The organism is Pseudomonas sp. NFPP12, from assembly GCF_900103205.1.
GTDB lineage: Bacteria > Pseudomonadota > Gammaproteobacteria > Pseudomonadales > Pseudomonadaceae > Aquipseudomonas > Aquipseudomonas protegens.
In genome coordinates, this window is the sequence record NZ_FMWW01000003.1 from 339,523 (window position 1) to 355,948 (window position 16,426).

A 16,426-nucleotide genomic window follows, 5' to 3' on the forward strand; every position below is an offset into this window, starting at 1 on the left:
ACATCGACGGTCTAAACGCCCTCGCTGATTGGGGACGGGTTAGGTTTGTGGGGAGCCTCCGACCTGCCGCCCCTGGCCAAGGCCTTTGCCAAGGACGCCGCCTACAGCAAGGACAGCGATCGTCACGCCTGGGCCGCGCACTACCTGAGCGCCATGGGCAAGGCGGTGGTGGACGATGGGATGCAGGCGCTAGCCGCGTAACGACCAAGGGCGATCTCGGGGCCGGTGGGCTCCGGGAGAAACCGTCCTGTCATTAGCATCGATGTCGATGGCCGGTCCGTCATCGCGAGCAAGCTCGCTCCTACAGGGCCGTGAAACGAAAAAGCCCCCGCTACCGCAAGGCAACGGGGGCTTTTGTCTGGTCAGGATTACATCTCGACCTGGGTACCCAGTTCGATCACCCGGTTCACCGGCAGCTTGAAGAAGCGCAGGTTGCCGTTGGCGTTCTTCAACATGAAGGCGAACAGCGCTTCGCGCCAGCGGGCCATGCCCACCAGCTTGGAGGCGATCACGGTTTCACGACTGAGAAAGTAGGTGGTGCGCATGGGACTGAAGTCCAGCTCGTCCAGGTGGCACAGTTTCAGGGCCTCCGGCACGTCTGGCTCGTCAGTGAAACCGAAGTGCAGGATCACCCGGAAGAAACCTTCGCCGTAGGAGTCCACCTCGAAGCGCCGCTGTGCCGGCACCCGCGGAATATCCTCGTAGACCACCGTCAACAGCACCACTTGTTCGTGCAGCACCTGGTTATGCAGCAGGTTGTGCAGCAAGGCGTGGGGCACGGCGTCTGGACGGGCGGTGAGGAACACGGCGGTGCCCTGCACCCGATGTGGCGGCTGTACGCGGATGCTGCCGATAAAGATTGGCAGTGGCAGGCCGCCTTCGTCCAGGCGGTCCACCAGCAATTCCTTGCCGCGCTTCCAGGTGGTCATGAGGATGAATAGCACGATCCCCGCCAGTACCGGGAAGGCGCCGCCCTGGAAGATCTTCGGCACGTTGGCGGCGAAGAACAGCCCGTCCACCAGCAGGAAACCCACCAGGAGCGGCACCACCAGCATCGGCGGCCACTTCCACAGCAGCAGGATCACCGCCGACACCAGGATGCTGGTAATCAGCATGGTCCCGGTCACCGCCACGCCGTAGGCCGAAGCCAGGGCACCGGAGGACTCGAAACCGAGCACCAGCAGGATCACACCCACCATCAGCGCCCAGTTCACCGCGCCGATGTAGATCTGCCCCTGCTCGGCGCTGGAAGTGTGCTGAATGTGCATCCGCGGGATGTAACCCAACTGGATCGCTTGGCGAGTCAGGGAGAAAGCCCCGGAAATCACCGCCTGGGACGCGATCACTGTGGCCAGGGTGGCCAGCACCACCAGCGGAATCAAGGCCCAGCTCGGCGCCAGCAGGTAGAAGGGGTTGCGGGCGGCTTCAGGGTTTTCCAGCAGCAGCGCGCCCTGGCCGAAGTAGTTCAGCACCAGCGCCGGCAACACCAGGGCAAACCAGGCCCGGGCAATGGGCTTGCGCCCAAAGTGCCCCATGTCGGCGTACAAGGCTTCGGCACCGGTCAATGCCAGAACCACCGCCCCGAGGATGGCGACCCCCATGCCCGGATGGACAATGAAGAAGCGCACGCCCCACATCGGGTTCAACGCCTGCAACACCTCGGGGTGCTGGAGAATGCCATTGACCCCCAGCCCGCCCAGAACCAAGAACCAGGCCACCATCACCGGGCCAAACAGCTTGCCGATGCGATCAGTGCCGTGTTTCTGGATCAGGAACAAGGCCACCAGTACCACCAGCGCCATTGGCACCACCCAGTGTTCCAGGCCGCTGAATGCCAGCTCCAGGCCCTCTACCGCCGACAGCACGGAAATCGCCGGGGTGATCATGCTGTCGCCATAGAACAGCGCCGCCCCGATCAGGCCCAGAATCACTAGCATCGAACGCAAGCGCGGATAGGAACCGGAAGCCCGCCTGGCCAGCGCGGTCAGGGCCATGATGCCGCCCTCGCCCTGGTTGTCGGCCCGCAGGACGAACAGCACGTACTTGATCGAGACGACCCAGACCAACGACCAGAAAATCAGGGCCAGGATGCCAAACACCCCGTCGTGATTGACCTGAACCCCATAATGGCCGGCAAACACCTCCTTGAGGGTGTAGAGCGGACTGGTGCCGATATCGCCATACACCACCCCGACCGCCGCCACCAGCATCCCCAGAGGCTTGCCCCCGGAGTGCTCGCCACTCGCCGCCTGACTACTTGCCTGACCCATCAATGACTCCTACTACTCAAGACCGGGGCTTCTTATATAGAAAGCGCAAGGTTATACAAGCGCTATTCTCTTAAGTTGCGCAGTTTGCCATGTAATTTGCAGATTCTTATTACCACTAAGGCACCAACTAACACCGTATGAAAACAACCGGGCATAACGGGACGAAGCATAGTCCAGCGCTCGTCGTATTCCCCCCGCATAAAGCTGGTCAAGCGCTTCGACCATCGCTAGAATTGCGCACTTTTTGATCAGAGGCGCAGCCAGCGCCCAACCGTCGCACTTGCCCCCCAAGTGGCTCGACACCCAATACCGAGGTTAGACATGTCCACCCCCTCCGCGCCGGCCAACCCGAAAGTCGGCTTCGTATCCCTGGGTTGCCCAAAAGCTCTGGTCGACTCCGAGCGCATCCTCACTCAACTGCGCATGGAAGGCTATGACGTGGTCTCCACCTACCAGGACGCCGACGTCGTGGTGGTCAACACCTGCGGTTTCATCGACTCGGCCAAGGCCGAATCCCTGGAAGTGATCGGCGAAGCCATCAAGGAAAACGGCAAGGTCATCGTCACCGGCTGCATGGGCGTGGAAGAAGGCAATATCCGTGACGTGCACCCTAGCGTGCTGGCGGTCACCGGCCCGCAACAGTACGAGCAGGTGGTCAACGCCGTGCACGAAGTGGTGCCACCGAAACAGGACCACAACCCGCTGATCGACCTGGTGCCGCCGCAAGGCATCAAGCTGACCCCGCGGCACTACGCCTACCTGAAGATTTCCGAAGGCTGCAACCACAGCTGCAGCTTCTGCATCATCCCGTCGATGCGCGGCAAGCTGGTCAGCCGCCCGGTGGGCGATGTGCTCGACGAGGCGCAGCGCCTGGTCAAGTCCGGGGTCAAGGAACTGCTGGTGATCTCCCAGGACACCAGCGCCTATGGCGTCGACGTCAAGTACCGCACCGGCTTCTGGAACGGCGCGCCGGTGAAGACCCGCATGACCGAGCTCTGCGAAGCCCTGAGCACCCTGGGCGTATGGGTTCGCCTGCACTACGTCTACCCCTACCCGCACGTGGACGAGCTGATTCCGCTGATGGCCGCCGGCAAGATCCTGCCGTACCTGGACATCCCGTTCCAGCACGCCAGCCCGAAAGTGCTCAAGGCCATGAAGCGCCCGGCCTTCGAAGACAAGACCCTGGCGCGAATCAAGGCCTGGCGCGAGATCTGCCCCGAGCTGATCATCCGTTCGACCTTTATCGTCGGCTTCCCGGGCGAAACCGAGGAAGACTTCCAGTACCTGCTGAACTGGCTGACCGAAGCCCAACTGGACCGCGTCGGCTGCTTCCAGTACTCGCCGGTGGAAGGCGCTCCGGCCAACGACCTGGACCTGGAAGTGGTCCCGGACGAGGTCAAGCAGGACCGTTGGGAGCGCTTCATGGCGCACCAGCAGGAAATCAGCTCGGCACGCCTGCAACAGCGCATCGGCAAAGAGATCGAAGTGCTGATCGATGAAGTCGACGAGAATGGCGCCGTAGGCCGCTGCTTCTTCGATGCCCCGGAAATCGACGGCAACGTGTTCATCGACGGTGCGGGCGACCTGAAGCCGGGTGACAAGGTCTGGTGCCGGGTGACCGACGCCGACGAATACGACCTCTGGGCCGAAACCCTGTAAGGCGTAAAAAAACTGCCAAGCCCCGCTCTCGCCACGAGATGCGGGGCTTTTTTCGGTCTATCGTTTGCTCTGCCAGGCCTGCAATCACTGCGGCCTATCTCAGGGGCAGGCGGCATGCGCCAACACTCGGTCGTGCATACACCCAAACTCAGCGATTACCCGGAACTGACCCAGGTCTGGGAAGCTTCGGTGCGTGCCACCCACGACTTTCTCCCGGACAGCTATATAGAGTTGCTGCGCAAACTGGTGCTGACCCGCTACCTGGACGCAGTGATGCTGATCTGCACCCGCGATGCACGCCAACGCATCACCGGCTTTGCCGGGGTCGCGGCGGGCAAGGTGGAAATGCTCTTCATCGACCCGGCCCACCGGGGCCGAGGCCTGGGCCGCCAGCTGCTGCAGTACGCGGTGGAACACCTCAATGCCCAGCAGTTGGACGTCAACGAGCAGAACCCCCAAGCCCTGGGCTTCTACTTCAGGCAAGGCTTCGAAGTGGTCGGGCGCTCGGAGCAGGACGGCATGGGCCAGCCCTACCCGCTGCTGCACATGCGCCTGAAACAGGCACAACTGCAGGCCCGGCGCGGCTAAAAGCCACAGCCGGCAAATGGACCCGCGATTAACCGGCGCCAGGCAGGTACAATAGCTGCCCTCTTTTGTTACGGCCCCTGTCATGACTGACCCGATTCGTCTCTCCAAACGCCTCATCGAACTGGTCGGCTGCTCCCGCCGGGAGGCTGAGCTGTTCATCGAGGGCGGCTGGGTCACCGTAGACGGCGAAGTCATCGACGAACCGCAGTTCAAGGTCGGCGCGCAAACCGTCGCTCTGGCCCCCGAGGCCAAGGCCACTGCGCCGGAGCCTGTGACCATCCTGCTCAACGTGCCCGCTGGCCAGGACCTGGACAGCGCCATGCAGTCCATTGGCGCCGACAGCCTGTCCGAAGAACACCGCTACGGCAAACGTCCATTGCGCGGGCATTTCCTGCGCCTGACCGCCAGCAATGACCTGCAGCCCAAGGCCAGCGGCCTGCTGGTGTTCACCCAAGACTGGAAAGTGCTGCGCAAGCTGACTGCCGACGCGGCCAAGATCGAGCAGGAATACGTGGTCGAGGTCGAAGGCGAGATGATCGACCACGGGCTCAACCGCCTGAACCACGGCCTGACCTACAAAGGCCGCGAGCTGCCACCGGTAAAAGCCAGCTGGCAGAACGAGAACCGCCTGCGCTTCGCCATGAAGAACCCGCAGCCGGGCGTGATTGCGCTGTTTTGCCAGGCCGTCGGCCTCAAGGTCGTCGCCATCCGCCGCATACGAGTCGGCGGCGTGTCCATCGGCAAGGTGCCGCTGGGCCAGTGGCGCTACCTGTCGGCCAAAGAGAAGTTCTAAAGCCGCCCCCATTCAGACGCCGTGCCCTTGCGCGGCGCTCCACGCGCATTGATCAGGACTGTAACCATGATTCATAACGATGTACTGCGCAGCGTGCGCTACATGCTCGACATCAGCGACAAGAAGGTCGTCGAGATCATCAAGCTCACCGGCTTCAAGGTCAGCCTGGACGATGTCGTCAGCTACCTGAAGAAGGATGAGGAAGAAGGTTTTGTGCATTGCCCGGACGAAGTCATGGCGCACTTCCTCGATGGCCTGGTGATCTTCAAGCGCGGCAAGGACGAAAGCCGTCCCCCGCTGCCGATCGAACTGCCGGTCACCAACAACATCATTCTGAAGAAGCTGCGAGTGGCCTTCGAACTCAAGGAAGACGACATTCACGCCGTGCTCAAGGCGGCCGACTTCCCGGTGTCCAAGCCGGAGCTGAGCGCGCTGTTCCGCAAGTTCGGCCACACCAACTACCGCCCGTGCGGCGACCAGCTGCTGCGCAACTTTCTCAAGGGCCTGACCCTGCGCGTACGTGGCTGAACCCCTTGCGCGGCCGCAGTACATTCTCAGCGGCCCTGATGAGCCGCTATTGCCCCAGGCAATAGTGGCTCCCCGGCAAGCGCCTGAAGACTAGGGTAGGCACACACCTATCTGCTCAGGACTTCCCATGCATCCCTATTTCTCCCTGCAAGGCCGCACCGCCCTGGTGACCGGCGGCACCCGTGGTATCGGCAAGATGATTGCCAAGGCCTTTGTCGAAGCCGGTGCCCGGGTGTATATCTGCGCCCGTGATTCCGACGCCTGCCAGCAGGTCGCCGAGGAACTGGCCGCATTCGGAGAGTGCCGGGGGCTGGCCGCCAACCTGGCCAATGAGGAAGGCGTGCAGCAGCTTGCCGCCACTTTGGGCCAGCAACTCGACTCCCTGGACCTCCTGGTGAACAACGCCGGCACGACTTGGGGCGCGCCACTGGAAAGCTACCCGGCCAAGGGTTGGGAAAAGGTCATGCAATTGAACGTGACCTCGGTGTTCAGCTGTATCCAGCAGTTGCTGCCGCTGCTGCGCCGTGCTGGCTCGGCGGCCCATCCGGCGCGCATCATCAATATCGGCTCGGTGGCCGGAATCAGCTCCTTCGGCGAACAGGCCTACGCCTATGGCCCGAGCAAGGCGGCGCTGCACCAGATGTCGCGGATCCTCGCCCGGGAGCTGGTGAGCCAGCACATCAACGTCAATGTCATCGCGCCGGGACGTTTTCCCAGCAAGATGACCCAGCACATCGGTAACGATGAACAGGCCCTGGCCGAAGACGTGGCGCTGATCCCAATGAAACGCTGGGGCCGGGAAGAGGAAATGGCCGCGCTGGCCATCAGCCTGGCAAGCACTGCGGGGGCCTACATGACCGGCAACATCATTCCTCTGGATGGCGGCTTCAGTCTCTGATTGATGTTGTGCAATTCGCCGGCAAGCCGGCTCCTACAGGTGGCGCGGGTGTTGTAGGAGCTGGCTTGCCAGCGAACGGGTTATCATGCCCTCCCCCTTACAGCCTCGACCCCAGAACATGACCTACAGCGTTTCCCCCATCGGCTTCGTGCGCTCCTGCTTCAAGGAGAAGTTCGCCATCCCGCGCCAACCGCAACTGGCTCCGGCCGCGCGCGGGGTGCTGGAACTGGTGGCGCCTTTCGACCAGGGCGACGCGGTGCAAGGGCTGGAGCAGGTCAGCCACGTCTGGCTGCTGTTCCTGTTTCACCAGGCACTGGAAGACAAGCCGCGACTCAAGGTGCGCCCGCCGCGCCTGGGGGGCAACAAGTCCATGGGGGTCTTCGCCACCCGCGCCACCCATCGCCCCAATGGCATCGGCCAGTCGGTGGTCAAGCTGGACAAGGTCGAGGCCAACCGCCTGTGGATCTCCGGCATCGACCTGCTGGACGGTACACCGATCCTCGATATCAAGCCCTACGTGCCCTACGCCGACATCATTGCCACGGCGAGCAATGAGATCGCCAGCGCCGCGCCGCAGATTATTCCGGTGCAGTGGCAGGACAATGCCCTGCAACAGGCTCAGATCCACGCTCAGCGTCTGCAGGAGCCCCTGGTGGAGCTGATCGAGCAGTGCCTGGCTCAGGATCCGCGTCCGGCCTACCAGGTGCCCACGACCGAGCGTGAGTACGGCGCCCAGTTCTGGGACTTGGATGTGCGCTGGCATTACCCCGAGCCAGGGCTGATCCGGGTGTTGGAAGTGGTCCCGGCGGGCTGAACCCCGGAAACGAAAAAGCCCGCGCTGCCTTTCCAGGCAACGCGGGCTTTTCTGTGTCCGGGAGAATCCGCCCAGTCAGCACCAATGCGCTGCCTGGGCGGTCTTCGCGAGCACGCTCGCTCCTACTTTTCGACGAATGCACGCTCGATCAGGTAGTCACCCGGCTCGCGCATGCGCGGCGAAACGGTCAGGCCGAAACTGTTGAGCACTTCGCTGGTTTCATCCAGCATGCTCGGGCTGCCGCACAGCATGGCGCGGTCGTCCTGCGGGTTGATCGGCGGCAGGCCGATGTCGCGGAACAGCTTGCCGCTGCGCATCAGGTCGGTCAGGCGGCCTTCGTTCTCGAACGGCTCGCGGGTCACGGTGGGGTAGTAGATCAGCTTTTCACGCAAAGCTTCGCCGAAGAACTCGTTCTGCGGCAGGTGCTCGGTGATGAACTCGCGGTAGGCGACTTCGTTGACGTAGCGTACGCCGTGGCACAGGATCACTTTTTCGAAACGCTCGTAGGTTTCCGGATCCTGGATCACGCTCATGAACGGCGCCAGGCCGGTGCCGGTGCTGAGCAGGTACAGGTGTTTGCCGGGCTTCAAGTCATCCAGTACCAGGGTACCGGTTGGCTTCTTGCTGATGATGATCTCGTCGCCTTCCTTCAGATGCTGCAACTGGGAAGTCAACGGACCGTCTGGAACCTTGATGCTGAAGAATTCGAGATGCTCTTCCCAGTTCGGGCTGGCAATGGAGTAGGCACGCATAAGCGGACGGCCATTAGGCTGTTGCAGGCCGATCATCACGAACTGACCGTTCTCGAAGCGCAGACCCGGATCGCGGGTGCACTTGAAGCTGAACAGAGTGTCATTCCAGTGATGAACACTGAGGACACGCTCGTGGTTCATGTTGCTCATGTACGGGGGCTCCTAGAAATTGCCTGCGCTGACCATGAGCGCAATTGCACAGCATTCTAATGGCGGCGACAATATCTGTTAACTGGATTATTAAGATAAGGGTTATCGGTTATATCGATATGCGATTTACTCTCCGTCAACTGCAAGTCTTCGTCGCCGTCGCCCAGCAAGAGAGCGTTTCTCGTGCTGCGGGGCTGCTGTCCCTGTCGCAATCGGCCGCCAGCACCTCGATCACCGAACTCGAGCGCCAATCCAGTTGCCAGCTGTTCGATCGCGCGGGCAAGCGCCTGAGCCTCAATGCCCTGGGCAAACAGCTGCTGCCACAGGCAGTGGCCCTGCTGGACCAGGCCAAGGAGATCGAAGACCTGCTCAACGGCAAGTCCGGGTTCGGCTCGCTTTCGGTGGGTGCGACCCTGACCATCGGCAACTACCTGGCCACCCTGTTGATCGGCAGCTTCATGCAGGTGCATCCGGAGAGCCAGGTGAAGCTCCATGTGCAGAACACTGCGCATATCGTGCAACAGGTGGCCCACTACGAAATTGATCTGGGTCTAATCGAGGGCGACTGCAGCCATCCGGATATCGAAGTCCAGACCTGGGTCGAAGATGAACTGGTGGTGTTCTGCGCGCCCCAGCATCCACTGGCCAAGCGCGGCCACGCCACCATGGAAGAACTGACCCATGAAGCCTGGATCCTTCGCGAACAGGGTTCCGGGACGCGCCTGACCTTTGACCAGGCCATGCGTCACCACCGCAGTGCCCTGAACATCCGCCTGGAGCTGGAGCACACCGAAGCCATCAAGCGTGCGGTGGAGTCGGGTTTGGGGATTGGCTGTATTTCCCGGCTGGCCCTGCGCGATGCGTTTCGCCGCGGCAGCCTGGTGCCGGTGGAAACCCCGGGCCTGGACCTGGCCCGGCAGTTCTACTTCATCTGGCACAAGCAGAAGTACCAGACCTCGGCCATGCGCGAATTCCTCGAACTGTGTCGCGCCTTTACCGCCGGGGTGCAACGCAGCGACGAAATCGTCCTGCCAAGCATTCCCTGATTCAGATCAGGATCACTGCCCAGACGATGGTGATCATGCTCAGAGCGACAAACTGCGCCGCGCTGCCCATGTCCTTGGCATTTTTCGACAAGGGATGACGATCCAGGGAGATACGGTCGATGGCCGCTTCCACCGCCGAATTGAGCAGCTCGACGATCAACGCCAGCAGGCACACGGCGATCAACAGCGCACGCTCGACCCGGCTGACATTAAGCAGGAAGCTCAGGGGAATCAGGATCACATTCAGCAGCACCAACTGACGGAATGCCGCCTCGCCAGTGAACGCCGCGCGCAAGCCATCGAACGAATAGCCGGCGGCGTTAAGGATACGTTTAAGACCGGTTTGACCTTTGAAAGGCGACATAAGCTGGGCAACTGAAGAAAAAGAAGTGGGGAAGCTAGTTCAACCAAAGTCAAAAAAGCGTGAACAAACAGCCGGTTAATGACTGGAAATTGACTCAAGTTGTTGCAAGAGCAGCGCTGCCTGGGTCCGGGTACGCACCCCGAGCTTGCGGAAGATCGCCGTCACGTGGGCCTTGATCGTGGCTTCCGACACGCTCAGCTCGTAGGCAATCTGCTTGTTCAGCAACCCTTCGCAGACCATGGTCAGAACCCGGAACTGCTGGGGCGTCAGGCTAGCCAGGCCTTCGCTGGCGGCCTTGGCTTCGGCTGAGACACTGACCTCTTCAAACGCCTGGGGCGGCCACCAGACATCACCGTCGAGCACACTGCGCACGGCCTGCTGGATGACTTCCAGGGAACTGGACTTGGGAATGAAACCGCTGGCGCCGAACTCTCTGGAGCGCACCATGACGGAGGCTTCTTCCTGCGCCGAAACCATCACCACCGGAATTTGCGGGTACTGCCCGCGCAACAGCACCAGACCGGAAAAACCGTAGGCACCGGGCATGTTCAGGTCCAGCAGGACCAGATCCCAGTCGGATTTTTCGGTGAGTCGCACTTCCAGTTCGGCAATGCTTGCCACTTCCACCAGACGCACATCAGGGCCCAGGCCCAAGGTGACAGCTTGATGCAGCGCACTGCGAAAAAGCGGGTGATCATCGGCAATCAGGATTTCGTATGTGGCCATTTTTCAAATGATCCTGTTTTTCATGGCAGGACTGATGCATTCAGCCCTCACCAAAGCAACACGGAGGCACGCCAGAATACCGCACCCAAAGAGCACGAACGCCGCGAAAAGCCTGAGCAAAACAGTGGTTCAAACAGCGCCGGCGCCCTAATCGGCGCCAAGCATGCCCAGCCAAGCCAGGGTGGTCAAGCGTGAAGCTTTGCGGCATCTTAGCTGGCTAACTAATAAGAGAGCCATCATGCGCAGCCAAGCCTTGCGTGCCGATGTCCTGATGCTGATTACCGCAGTGATCTGGGGCTCGGCGTTTGTCGCACAAACTTCCGGTATGGATCATATCGGCCCCTTCCTTTATTCCGGCCTGCGCTTCGCCCTCGGCTCACTCTGCCTCTTGCCGCTGGTGCTGCGTAAAACACCCACGGATCGTCAGCCCGAACCCTTGCTCAATCGTGGGCTGCTACTGGGCGGCGTACTCATGGGGCTGGCCCTGGCCCTGGGCATCAATCTGCAACAGGTGGGGCTGATGTTCACCACCGTCACCAATGCAGGTTTCATCACCGGGCTCTATGTCATTGTAGTGCCGCTTCTGGGGCTGCTGATTGGCCACAGGACTGGCCTGGGTACCTGGCTCGGCGCCGTGCTGGCGGTGGTGGGCATGTTCCTGCTGAGCGTCAGCGACAGCTTCTACGTTGCCTCGGGAGACTGGCTGCAGTTGATTGGCGCCTTCGTCTGGGGTGGGCACGTGATTCTGGTGGGAGTTTTCGCCGGCCGTCATGACCCGATTCGCCTGGCGTTCCTGCAATTTGCGACCTGCGCGGTGGTCAGCCTGATCCTGGCGTTGTGCCTGGAACCGCTTCACTGGGAAGCGATTGTCGGCGCCGGGCCGGCCATTCTCTATGGCGGGGTGGTGGCCGTCGGTATCGGCTACACCTTGCAGGTGATTGCCCAAAAGGACGCAATCGCCTCTCACGCGGCAATCATTCTGTCCCTGGAAGCGGTATTTGCCGCCATTGCCGGGGCCTGGTTGCTGGATGAGTCGCTGCAGGCCCGCGGCTACTTCGGCTGCGCGCTGATGCTCAGCGGCATGCTGGTAGCCCAGCTATGGCCACAAAAGCCTCATTCCAGCACGACTACACAAAGGGCTTGAGCCGGGCATGCACATCGTCATCCGGATCGATGGCCTTCTGGAACTTCGCTGACAGGTAATGGGTGCTGAACACATCGAGGTAGGCATCCAGTACCTGGCTGACCTGCTCATCGCCGGCCAGCTCCAGGCATAACGCCGCCACTTCAGCGGTACAGAAGTGGTCATCACGCTTGGAGCGACGCAGCTTGTAGCGCGAGAGCTTCTCCGGGGACAGGCTGAGAACCGGCAAGTGCTCCAGGTAGGGGCTCTTGCGGAACATCTTGCGCGCCTCGCTCCAGGTAGCGTCCAGCAGAATGAACAGCGGCCGCTTGCCCTCCTCCTGCCTGACTTCTCTGACCACCCGTTCGGGCGCGACGAACTCGCCCGGAAACACGATATAAGGCTGCCACTGCGGGTCGGCCAGCAACGCCAGCAGTTGCGGATCGACCTCAGTACGCGACCAGCTGAACGCCGTTGTGTCGCCGATTACATCGGCAATCAGCCAACCGGTATTGCTCGGCTTGAGCGGTTCGACGTCGTGCATCACCAGGCACATGGCTGACCGGGCAACGACTTTCGGTCGCCAGGCACACAGGCAATGGCTGGGAATCACTCGGCAGCGGGGGCAGCGTTCAGCCCGTGAGCCGCGTGCGAAAAAGGGCTTGGCCACGCGCGCCATCCGCAGATCACGTAGACGGGAAACCGCATGACTCATCGCAGGACATGCCAGCAAGAAACAGAAATCAACACGACAAACACTCAAGAGGGTAAAAAGTCGGACAAGTTTATCAGAGCTATCTGTTCAAACCTGTACCGCCCTGCGGCCTCTCCCCCTATAATTCGTCGCCACTGAACGCACAGTCGAGTGGCTGGTCGAAGCATCAGTCACTGCACCAGGAGAGTTTCATGTTGCGCTTTACCATTCCTACCGTCGCCCTTCTGCTGGCCCTGCCCCTGGGTGCCCAAGCTGCGTCCCTGCAAGAATTCGAACTGGGCAAAATGCTGGAGAAGGTCGCTGCGGAAAGCAACGTCGGCACTCCTCGGGAAATCAACGAGAACATTCTCGACCAGGGCTATACCGTTGAAGGCAAGGAACTGATCAACCACCTCAGCGTGCAGTCTGGCCATGCCGAGCAGATGCGCGCCAATCCCAAGGCGGTCTACCTGCAACTTGGGGCAAGCGTCTGCCGCAACCCCAACTACCGCAAGCTGATGGCCAAAGGCGCCATCATGCGTTACGAGTTCACTGAAAACCGCACCAATCGCCCGGTCGCGTCGGCGCGCTTTCAGGAGTCGGATTGCCCGGCGCAAAGCACGCCCAAGAAAAAGTAATCACGAACGAGCGGCGCGCCGCTGCTGATCATCGGCGCGCAGTTCGGCGACCAGGGCCTGTAGGTATCGTGATGGCCGTTCCTGTGCTGCCAATCGGCGCCGGCACTCATCCTCCAGGCTTATTTGATGGTCAGCGGCAGCGGCTTGCAGCAGCTGATACAACTGCGGATCAATCTCCAGCGTGACAATGGTCATCCCCTGCCTCCCTGCTCTGGTCCTGCATGGCCCAGAACCCGCTTGCTTCTCTCCGGCCCCTGCTCCTGCGCCAGACGCTGCACCTTAGTAAATCAGAGCCGTCATCCCTTGCCGCCCCTCCTGACCAGCGGTGCCAGCCTGGGGAAAACCGCGAACAAGCGGTTGCCAGCCAAGACTTTATGGGCACATGATCAAGCCATGTCCAAAACGGCTTACGGACGGTTGAGGAGGCCGTCCTTGTGCGTCTTGCTGTGCAAATGTTCTCAAATAAAGGAAAGCAGGACCTCTGTGGATGACCCCAACACTGCCCAGCGATTGTCAGCTGTGATCGGGTCCGGAAATTCGCTCATTCGCTGGGCTGAGCAGACAGCGACACAGGCAGTGTCGTGGCACATTCGAATATCTTGATCGTGCGCAAGGTTCTGTGCAGAAGGAGAAGCTGAATGCCTTACCAATCGAATGACCTGTTAAGTCGTCATTTTCAGAGCAACGGTGTCGACCTGACGAACCAGGTCGAAGCGCAACTCAACCAGATAGCCCCCAACAGCCCGAATCTTCCTCTTTACCGCGACATGGTGCTCACCGTCCTGCGCATGGCCGAGGATGACCTCAATCGCTGGAATGCCAAGATAACCCTGCAAGCCCTGCGCGAACTGGAGCACGCCTTCCGCGTCCTGGAACAGTTCAAGGGCCGACGCAAAGTGACGGTCTTCGGCTCGGCACGCACCCCCAGTGAACACCCGCTATACGTCATGGCCCGAGAGCTGGGCGCGGCCCTGGCCCGCTCGGATCTGATGGTCATTACCGGGGCCGGCGGGGGCATCATGGCCGCCGCCCACGATGGTGCAGGCCTGGAGCACAGCTTGGGGTTCAACATCACCCTGCCTTTCGAGCAGCATGCCAACCCCACCGTTGGCGGTACGGAGAACCTGCTGTCGTTCCACTTTTTCTTCACCCGCAAGCTGTTCTTCGTCAAGGAGGCCGACGCACTGGTGCTTTGCCCAGGCGGCTTTGGCACCCTTGATGAAGCTCTGGAAGTACTGACCCTGATTCAGACCGGCAAAAGCCCGCTGGTACCCGTGGTACTGCTAGACATGCCGGGTGGACAGTTCTGGCAAGGCGCGCTGGACTTCATCCACAACCAACTGGAAGCCAATCGCTACATTCTGCCCAGTGACATGAAGCTGGTACGCCTGGTGCACAGCACTGAAGAAGCGGTGCAGGAAATCCAGCAGTTCTATGCCAACTTCCACTCCAGCCGCTGGCTCAAGCAACAGTTCGTCATCCGCATGAACTACAACCTCAATGAGCAGGCGCTGGAGCAGATGCAGACAGCATTCGCCGACCTGTGCCTGAGTGGCCAGTTTCAACAGCATGCCTACAGCGGGGAGGAACACGACGAAGTGCAGTTCAGCCACCTGGCGCGACTGTCATTCGCCTTCAATGCTCGCGACAACGGTCGCCTGCGCGAGCTAATCGACTTCATCAACCTGCCGGAAAACTGGGCCAGGCCTCAGCCTCAAACAACGCAACGGGCACGAGAAACCAGCAAAGCCAACTGACCCCAGCCATAGCCCGCTGCATTATGCAGCGGGTACGGCGTCAGTCGTCCATGCCCCGGCCACTCAACAAGCGGCTGATCATGTCCATGGAATACCCGCGATAACTCAGGAAACGCCCTTGCTTGGCACGCTCTCGAGCATCTGCAGGAAACTGCCCGGCAAACTTGCGTTGCCAGACGTCACGCAATTGTTCCTGCCAATCGATACCGCACTCGCGCAGCGCAAGATCAATATCGCTGCGCTGCAAGCCGCGCTGGCCCAGTTCCTCGCGAATACGCATGGGCCCGTAGCCGGACCGTGCACGATAGGAAACAAAGCTTTCGAGATAACGGGATTCGGACAGCAGGCCCTCTTCCGTCAAACGGTCAAGGGCTGCTTCGATCATTTCAGGAGGGGCGCCGCGCTGACGCAGTTTACGCGTCAGCTCGACCCGACCGTGCTCGCGTCTTGCGAGCAGGTCCATTGCGGTTCGCCGCACCGCGACGAGGGTATCGAGTACGGCGGTCATTGGATCAATCAGATATCAGCGTCGGCCATATCGTCTTCGGTCTCTTTGACCGGGTTGGCTTTGACGTCTGGCGATGCAGTCAGCAGTTTTTCACGGATCTGCTTCTCCAGCGCGTTGCCGATTTCCGGGTTGTCCTGCAGGAACTTGGCCGAGTTGGCCTTGCCCTGACCGATCTTGTTGCCCTGGTAGCTGTACCAGGCACCGGATTTCTCCAGGAAGCCGTGAAGCACGCCCAGATCGATGATTTCACCGTTGAGGTAGATGCCCTTGCCGTAAAGAATCTGGAACTCGGCCTGACGGAACGGTGGAGCCACCTTGTTCTTGACGATCTTGACCCGGGTTTCGCTGCCCACCACTTCGTCGCCTTCCTTCACCGCGCCGGTGCGGCGGATGTCCAGACGGACCGAAGCGTAGAACTTCAGCGCGTTACCACCGGTGGTGGTTTCCGGGCTACCGAACATCACGCCGATCTTCATGCGGATCTGGTTGATGAAGATCACCAGGCAGTTGGCGTTCTTGATGTTACCGGTGATTTTGCGCAGCGCCTGGGACATCAGGCGGGCTTGCAGGCCCACGTGCATGTCGCCCATTTCACCTTCGATTTCAGCCTTGGGCACCAGGGCCGCCACGGAGTCGACGATGATCACGTCAACGGCGTTGGAACGCACCAGCATGTCGGTGATTTCCAGGGCCTGTTCGCCGGTGTCCGGCTGGGAAACCAGCAGGTCGTCAACATTCACACCCAGCTTCCCGGCGTATTCCGGATCCAGTGCGTGCTCGGCATCGACGAACGCACAAGTGGCACCGGCTTTCTGCGCCTGGGCAATAACCGACAGAGTCAGGGTAGTTTTACCGGAAGACTCAGGGCCGTAGATTTCAACGATACGGCCTTTTGGCAGACCGCCAATGCCCAGAGCAATGTCCAGACCCAGAGAGCCGGTGGAAATGGCCGGGATCGCCTGACGGTCGTGATCGCCCATACGCATTACGGCACCCTTGCCGAATTGACGTTCGATCTGACCCAGGGCCGCAGCCAAGGCTTTCTTCTTGTTGTCGTCCATTAAAGTCCTCACGTAATCAATAAGGCCTGACGGCCAACACCTGTATAAGTAGCCAGT

18 protein-coding genes and 1 pseudogene are annotated in these 16,426 nt (G+C 60.8%); 11 read left to right on the top strand and 8 right to left on the bottom strand.

Annotated elements, in window-relative coordinates:
• Positions 1 to 54 precede the first annotated feature (54 nt).
• Positions 55 to 201, top strand: a pseudogene (locus BLS75_RS14355) (DUF3077 domain-containing protein); the annotation flags it as partial.
• Positions 202 to 368: 167 nt separating this feature from the next.
• On the opposite strand, the gene BLS75_RS14360 reads toward BLS75_RS14355, so the two are convergent.
• Positions 369 to 2,270: a potassium transporter Kup gene (locus tag BLS75_RS14360; RefSeq protein WP_072451131.1), complete on the bottom strand. Its 1,902-nt coding sequence runs from the start codon at positions 2,268 to 2,270 to the stop codon at positions 369 to 371.
• Between the two features lie 321 nt (positions 2,271 to 2,591).
• Here BLS75_RS14360 and rimO point away from each other — a divergent pair, with 321 nt between their 5' ends.
• The 6 genes from rimO (at position 2,592) to tsaA (ending at position 7,550) form a co-directional block, all read left to right on the top strand.
• Positions 2,592 to 3,929, top strand: coding sequence for a 30S ribosomal protein S12 methylthiotransferase RimO (gene rimO / locus BLS75_RS14365; protein ID WP_047284184.1), 1,338 nt, complete (start codon positions 2,592 to 2,594; stop codon positions 3,927 to 3,929).
• A gap of 114 nt (positions 3,930 to 4,043) precedes the next feature.
• Entirely contained in the window at positions 4,044 to 4,517 is a 474-nt protein-coding gene (locus BLS75_RS14370; RefSeq protein WP_015634381.1) for a GNAT family N-acetyltransferase, read from the top strand.
• 82 nt (positions 4,518 to 4,599) lie between these two features.
• Positions 4,600 to 5,310 (top strand): rRNA pseudouridine synthase, encoded by a 711-nt coding sequence (locus BLS75_RS14375; RefSeq protein ID WP_072451132.1) that lies wholly within the window; start codon positions 4,600 to 4,602, stop codon positions 5,308 to 5,310.
• A 66-nt stretch (positions 5,311 to 5,376) separates the two neighbouring features.
• On the top strand, positions 5,377 to 5,838 hold the full coding sequence (locus BLS75_RS14380; RefSeq protein WP_072451133.1) for a YehS family protein: 462 nt from the start codon (positions 5,377 to 5,379) through the stop codon (positions 5,836 to 5,838).
• 127 nt (positions 5,839 to 5,965) lie between these two features.
• Entirely contained in the window at positions 5,966 to 6,736 is a 771-nt protein-coding gene (locus BLS75_RS14385) for an SDR family oxidoreductase (RefSeq protein ID WP_072451134.1), read from the top strand.
• A 118-nt stretch (positions 6,737 to 6,854) separates the two neighbouring features.
• Positions 6,855 to 7,550 (top strand): tRNA (N6-threonylcarbamoyladenosine(37)-N6)-methyltransferase TrmO, encoded by a 696-nt coding sequence (gene tsaA, locus BLS75_RS14390; RefSeq protein WP_072451135.1) that lies wholly within the window; start codon positions 6,855 to 6,857, stop codon positions 7,548 to 7,550.
• Between the two features lie 122 nt (positions 7,551 to 7,672).
• Here tsaA and fpr read toward each other — a convergent pair whose 3' ends face one another.
• Positions 7,673 to 8,452 (bottom strand): ferredoxin-NADP reductase, encoded by a 780-nt coding sequence (gene fpr / locus BLS75_RS14395; RefSeq protein ID WP_003198368.1) that lies wholly within the window; start codon positions 8,450 to 8,452, stop codon positions 7,673 to 7,675.
• A 119-nt stretch (positions 8,453 to 8,571) separates the two neighbouring features.
• Between fpr and BLS75_RS14400 the strand changes: the two genes are divergently transcribed.
• Positions 8,572 to 9,498 carry a LysR family transcriptional regulator gene (locus tag BLS75_RS14400; protein WP_011059588.1) on the top strand — a complete coding sequence of 309 codons (927 nt, stop codon included), beginning with the start codon at positions 8,572 to 8,574 and terminating at the stop codon, positions 9,496 to 9,498.
• 1 nt (position 9,499) lies between these two features.
• Here the strand turns inward: BLS75_RS14400 and BLS75_RS14405 are convergent, their stop codons facing one another.
• Together BLS75_RS14405 and erdR are read right to left on the bottom strand one after the other, a co-directional pair.
• Positions 9,500 to 9,862 (bottom strand): diacylglycerol kinase, encoded by a 363-nt coding sequence (locus BLS75_RS14405; RefSeq protein ID WP_011059587.1) that lies wholly within the window; start codon positions 9,860 to 9,862, stop codon positions 9,500 to 9,502.
• Between the two features lie 75 nt (positions 9,863 to 9,937).
• Positions 9,938 to 10,588 carry a response regulator transcription factor ErdR gene (erdR, locus tag BLS75_RS14410; RefSeq protein WP_011059586.1) on the bottom strand — a complete coding sequence of 217 codons (651 nt, stop codon included), beginning with the start codon at positions 10,586 to 10,588 and terminating at the stop codon, positions 9,938 to 9,940.
• 238 nt (positions 10,589 to 10,826) lie between these two features.
• On the opposite strand from erdR, the gene BLS75_RS14415 reads away from it, so the two are divergent.
• A complete protein-coding gene (locus tag BLS75_RS14415) occupies positions 10,827 to 11,732 on the top strand; it encodes a DMT family transporter (protein WP_072451136.1) in 906 nt (301 codons plus the stop codon).
• On the opposite strand, the gene BLS75_RS14420 is transcribed toward BLS75_RS14415, so the two are convergent.
• Entirely contained in the window at positions 11,716 to 12,426 is a 711-nt protein-coding gene (locus BLS75_RS14420; RefSeq protein WP_072451137.1) for a tRNA-uridine aminocarboxypropyltransferase, read from the bottom strand. The two genes, BLS75_RS14415 and BLS75_RS14420, sit on opposite strands and share 17 nt — an antisense overlap.
• 191 nt (positions 12,427 to 12,617) lie before the next feature.
• Here BLS75_RS14420 and BLS75_RS14425 point away from each other — a divergent pair, with 191 nt between their 5' ends.
• The gene (locus BLS75_RS14425; RefSeq protein ID WP_011059583.1) at positions 12,618 to 13,043 is read left to right on the top strand and encodes a quorum-sensing-regulated virulence factor family protein; all 426 of its coding nucleotides are present in this window, start codon (positions 12,618 to 12,620) and stop codon (positions 13,041 to 13,043) included.
• On the opposite strand, the gene BLS75_RS14430 is transcribed toward BLS75_RS14425, so the two are convergent.
• Positions 13,044 to 13,238 carry a hypothetical protein gene (locus tag BLS75_RS14430; protein ID WP_011059582.1) on the bottom strand — a complete coding sequence of 65 codons (195 nt, stop codon included), beginning with the start codon at positions 13,236 to 13,238 and terminating at the stop codon, positions 13,044 to 13,046. It abuts the gene before it with no gap.
• A gap of 443 nt (positions 13,239 to 13,681) precedes the next feature.
• On the opposite strand from BLS75_RS14430, the gene BLS75_RS14435 reads away from it, so the two are divergent.
• A complete protein-coding gene (locus BLS75_RS14435) occupies positions 13,682 to 14,800 on the top strand; it encodes an LOG family protein (RefSeq protein ID WP_072451138.1) in 1,119 nt (372 codons plus the stop codon).
• A gap of 40 nt (positions 14,801 to 14,840) precedes the next feature.
• Here BLS75_RS14435 and recX read toward each other — a convergent pair whose 3' ends face one another.
• Positions 14,841 to 15,308, bottom strand: a complete 468-nt coding sequence (gene recX, locus BLS75_RS14440) for a recombination regulator RecX (RefSeq protein ID WP_041116266.1) — start codon at positions 15,306 to 15,308, stop codon at positions 14,841 to 14,843.
• A gap of 8 nt (positions 15,309 to 15,316) precedes the next feature.
• Complete coding sequence (gene recA / locus BLS75_RS14445; RefSeq protein ID WP_011059579.1) at positions 15,317 to 16,369, bottom strand: recombinase RecA; 1,053 nt, start codon at positions 16,367 to 16,369, stop codon at positions 15,317 to 15,319.
• Positions 16,370 to 16,426 lie beyond the last annotated feature (57 nt).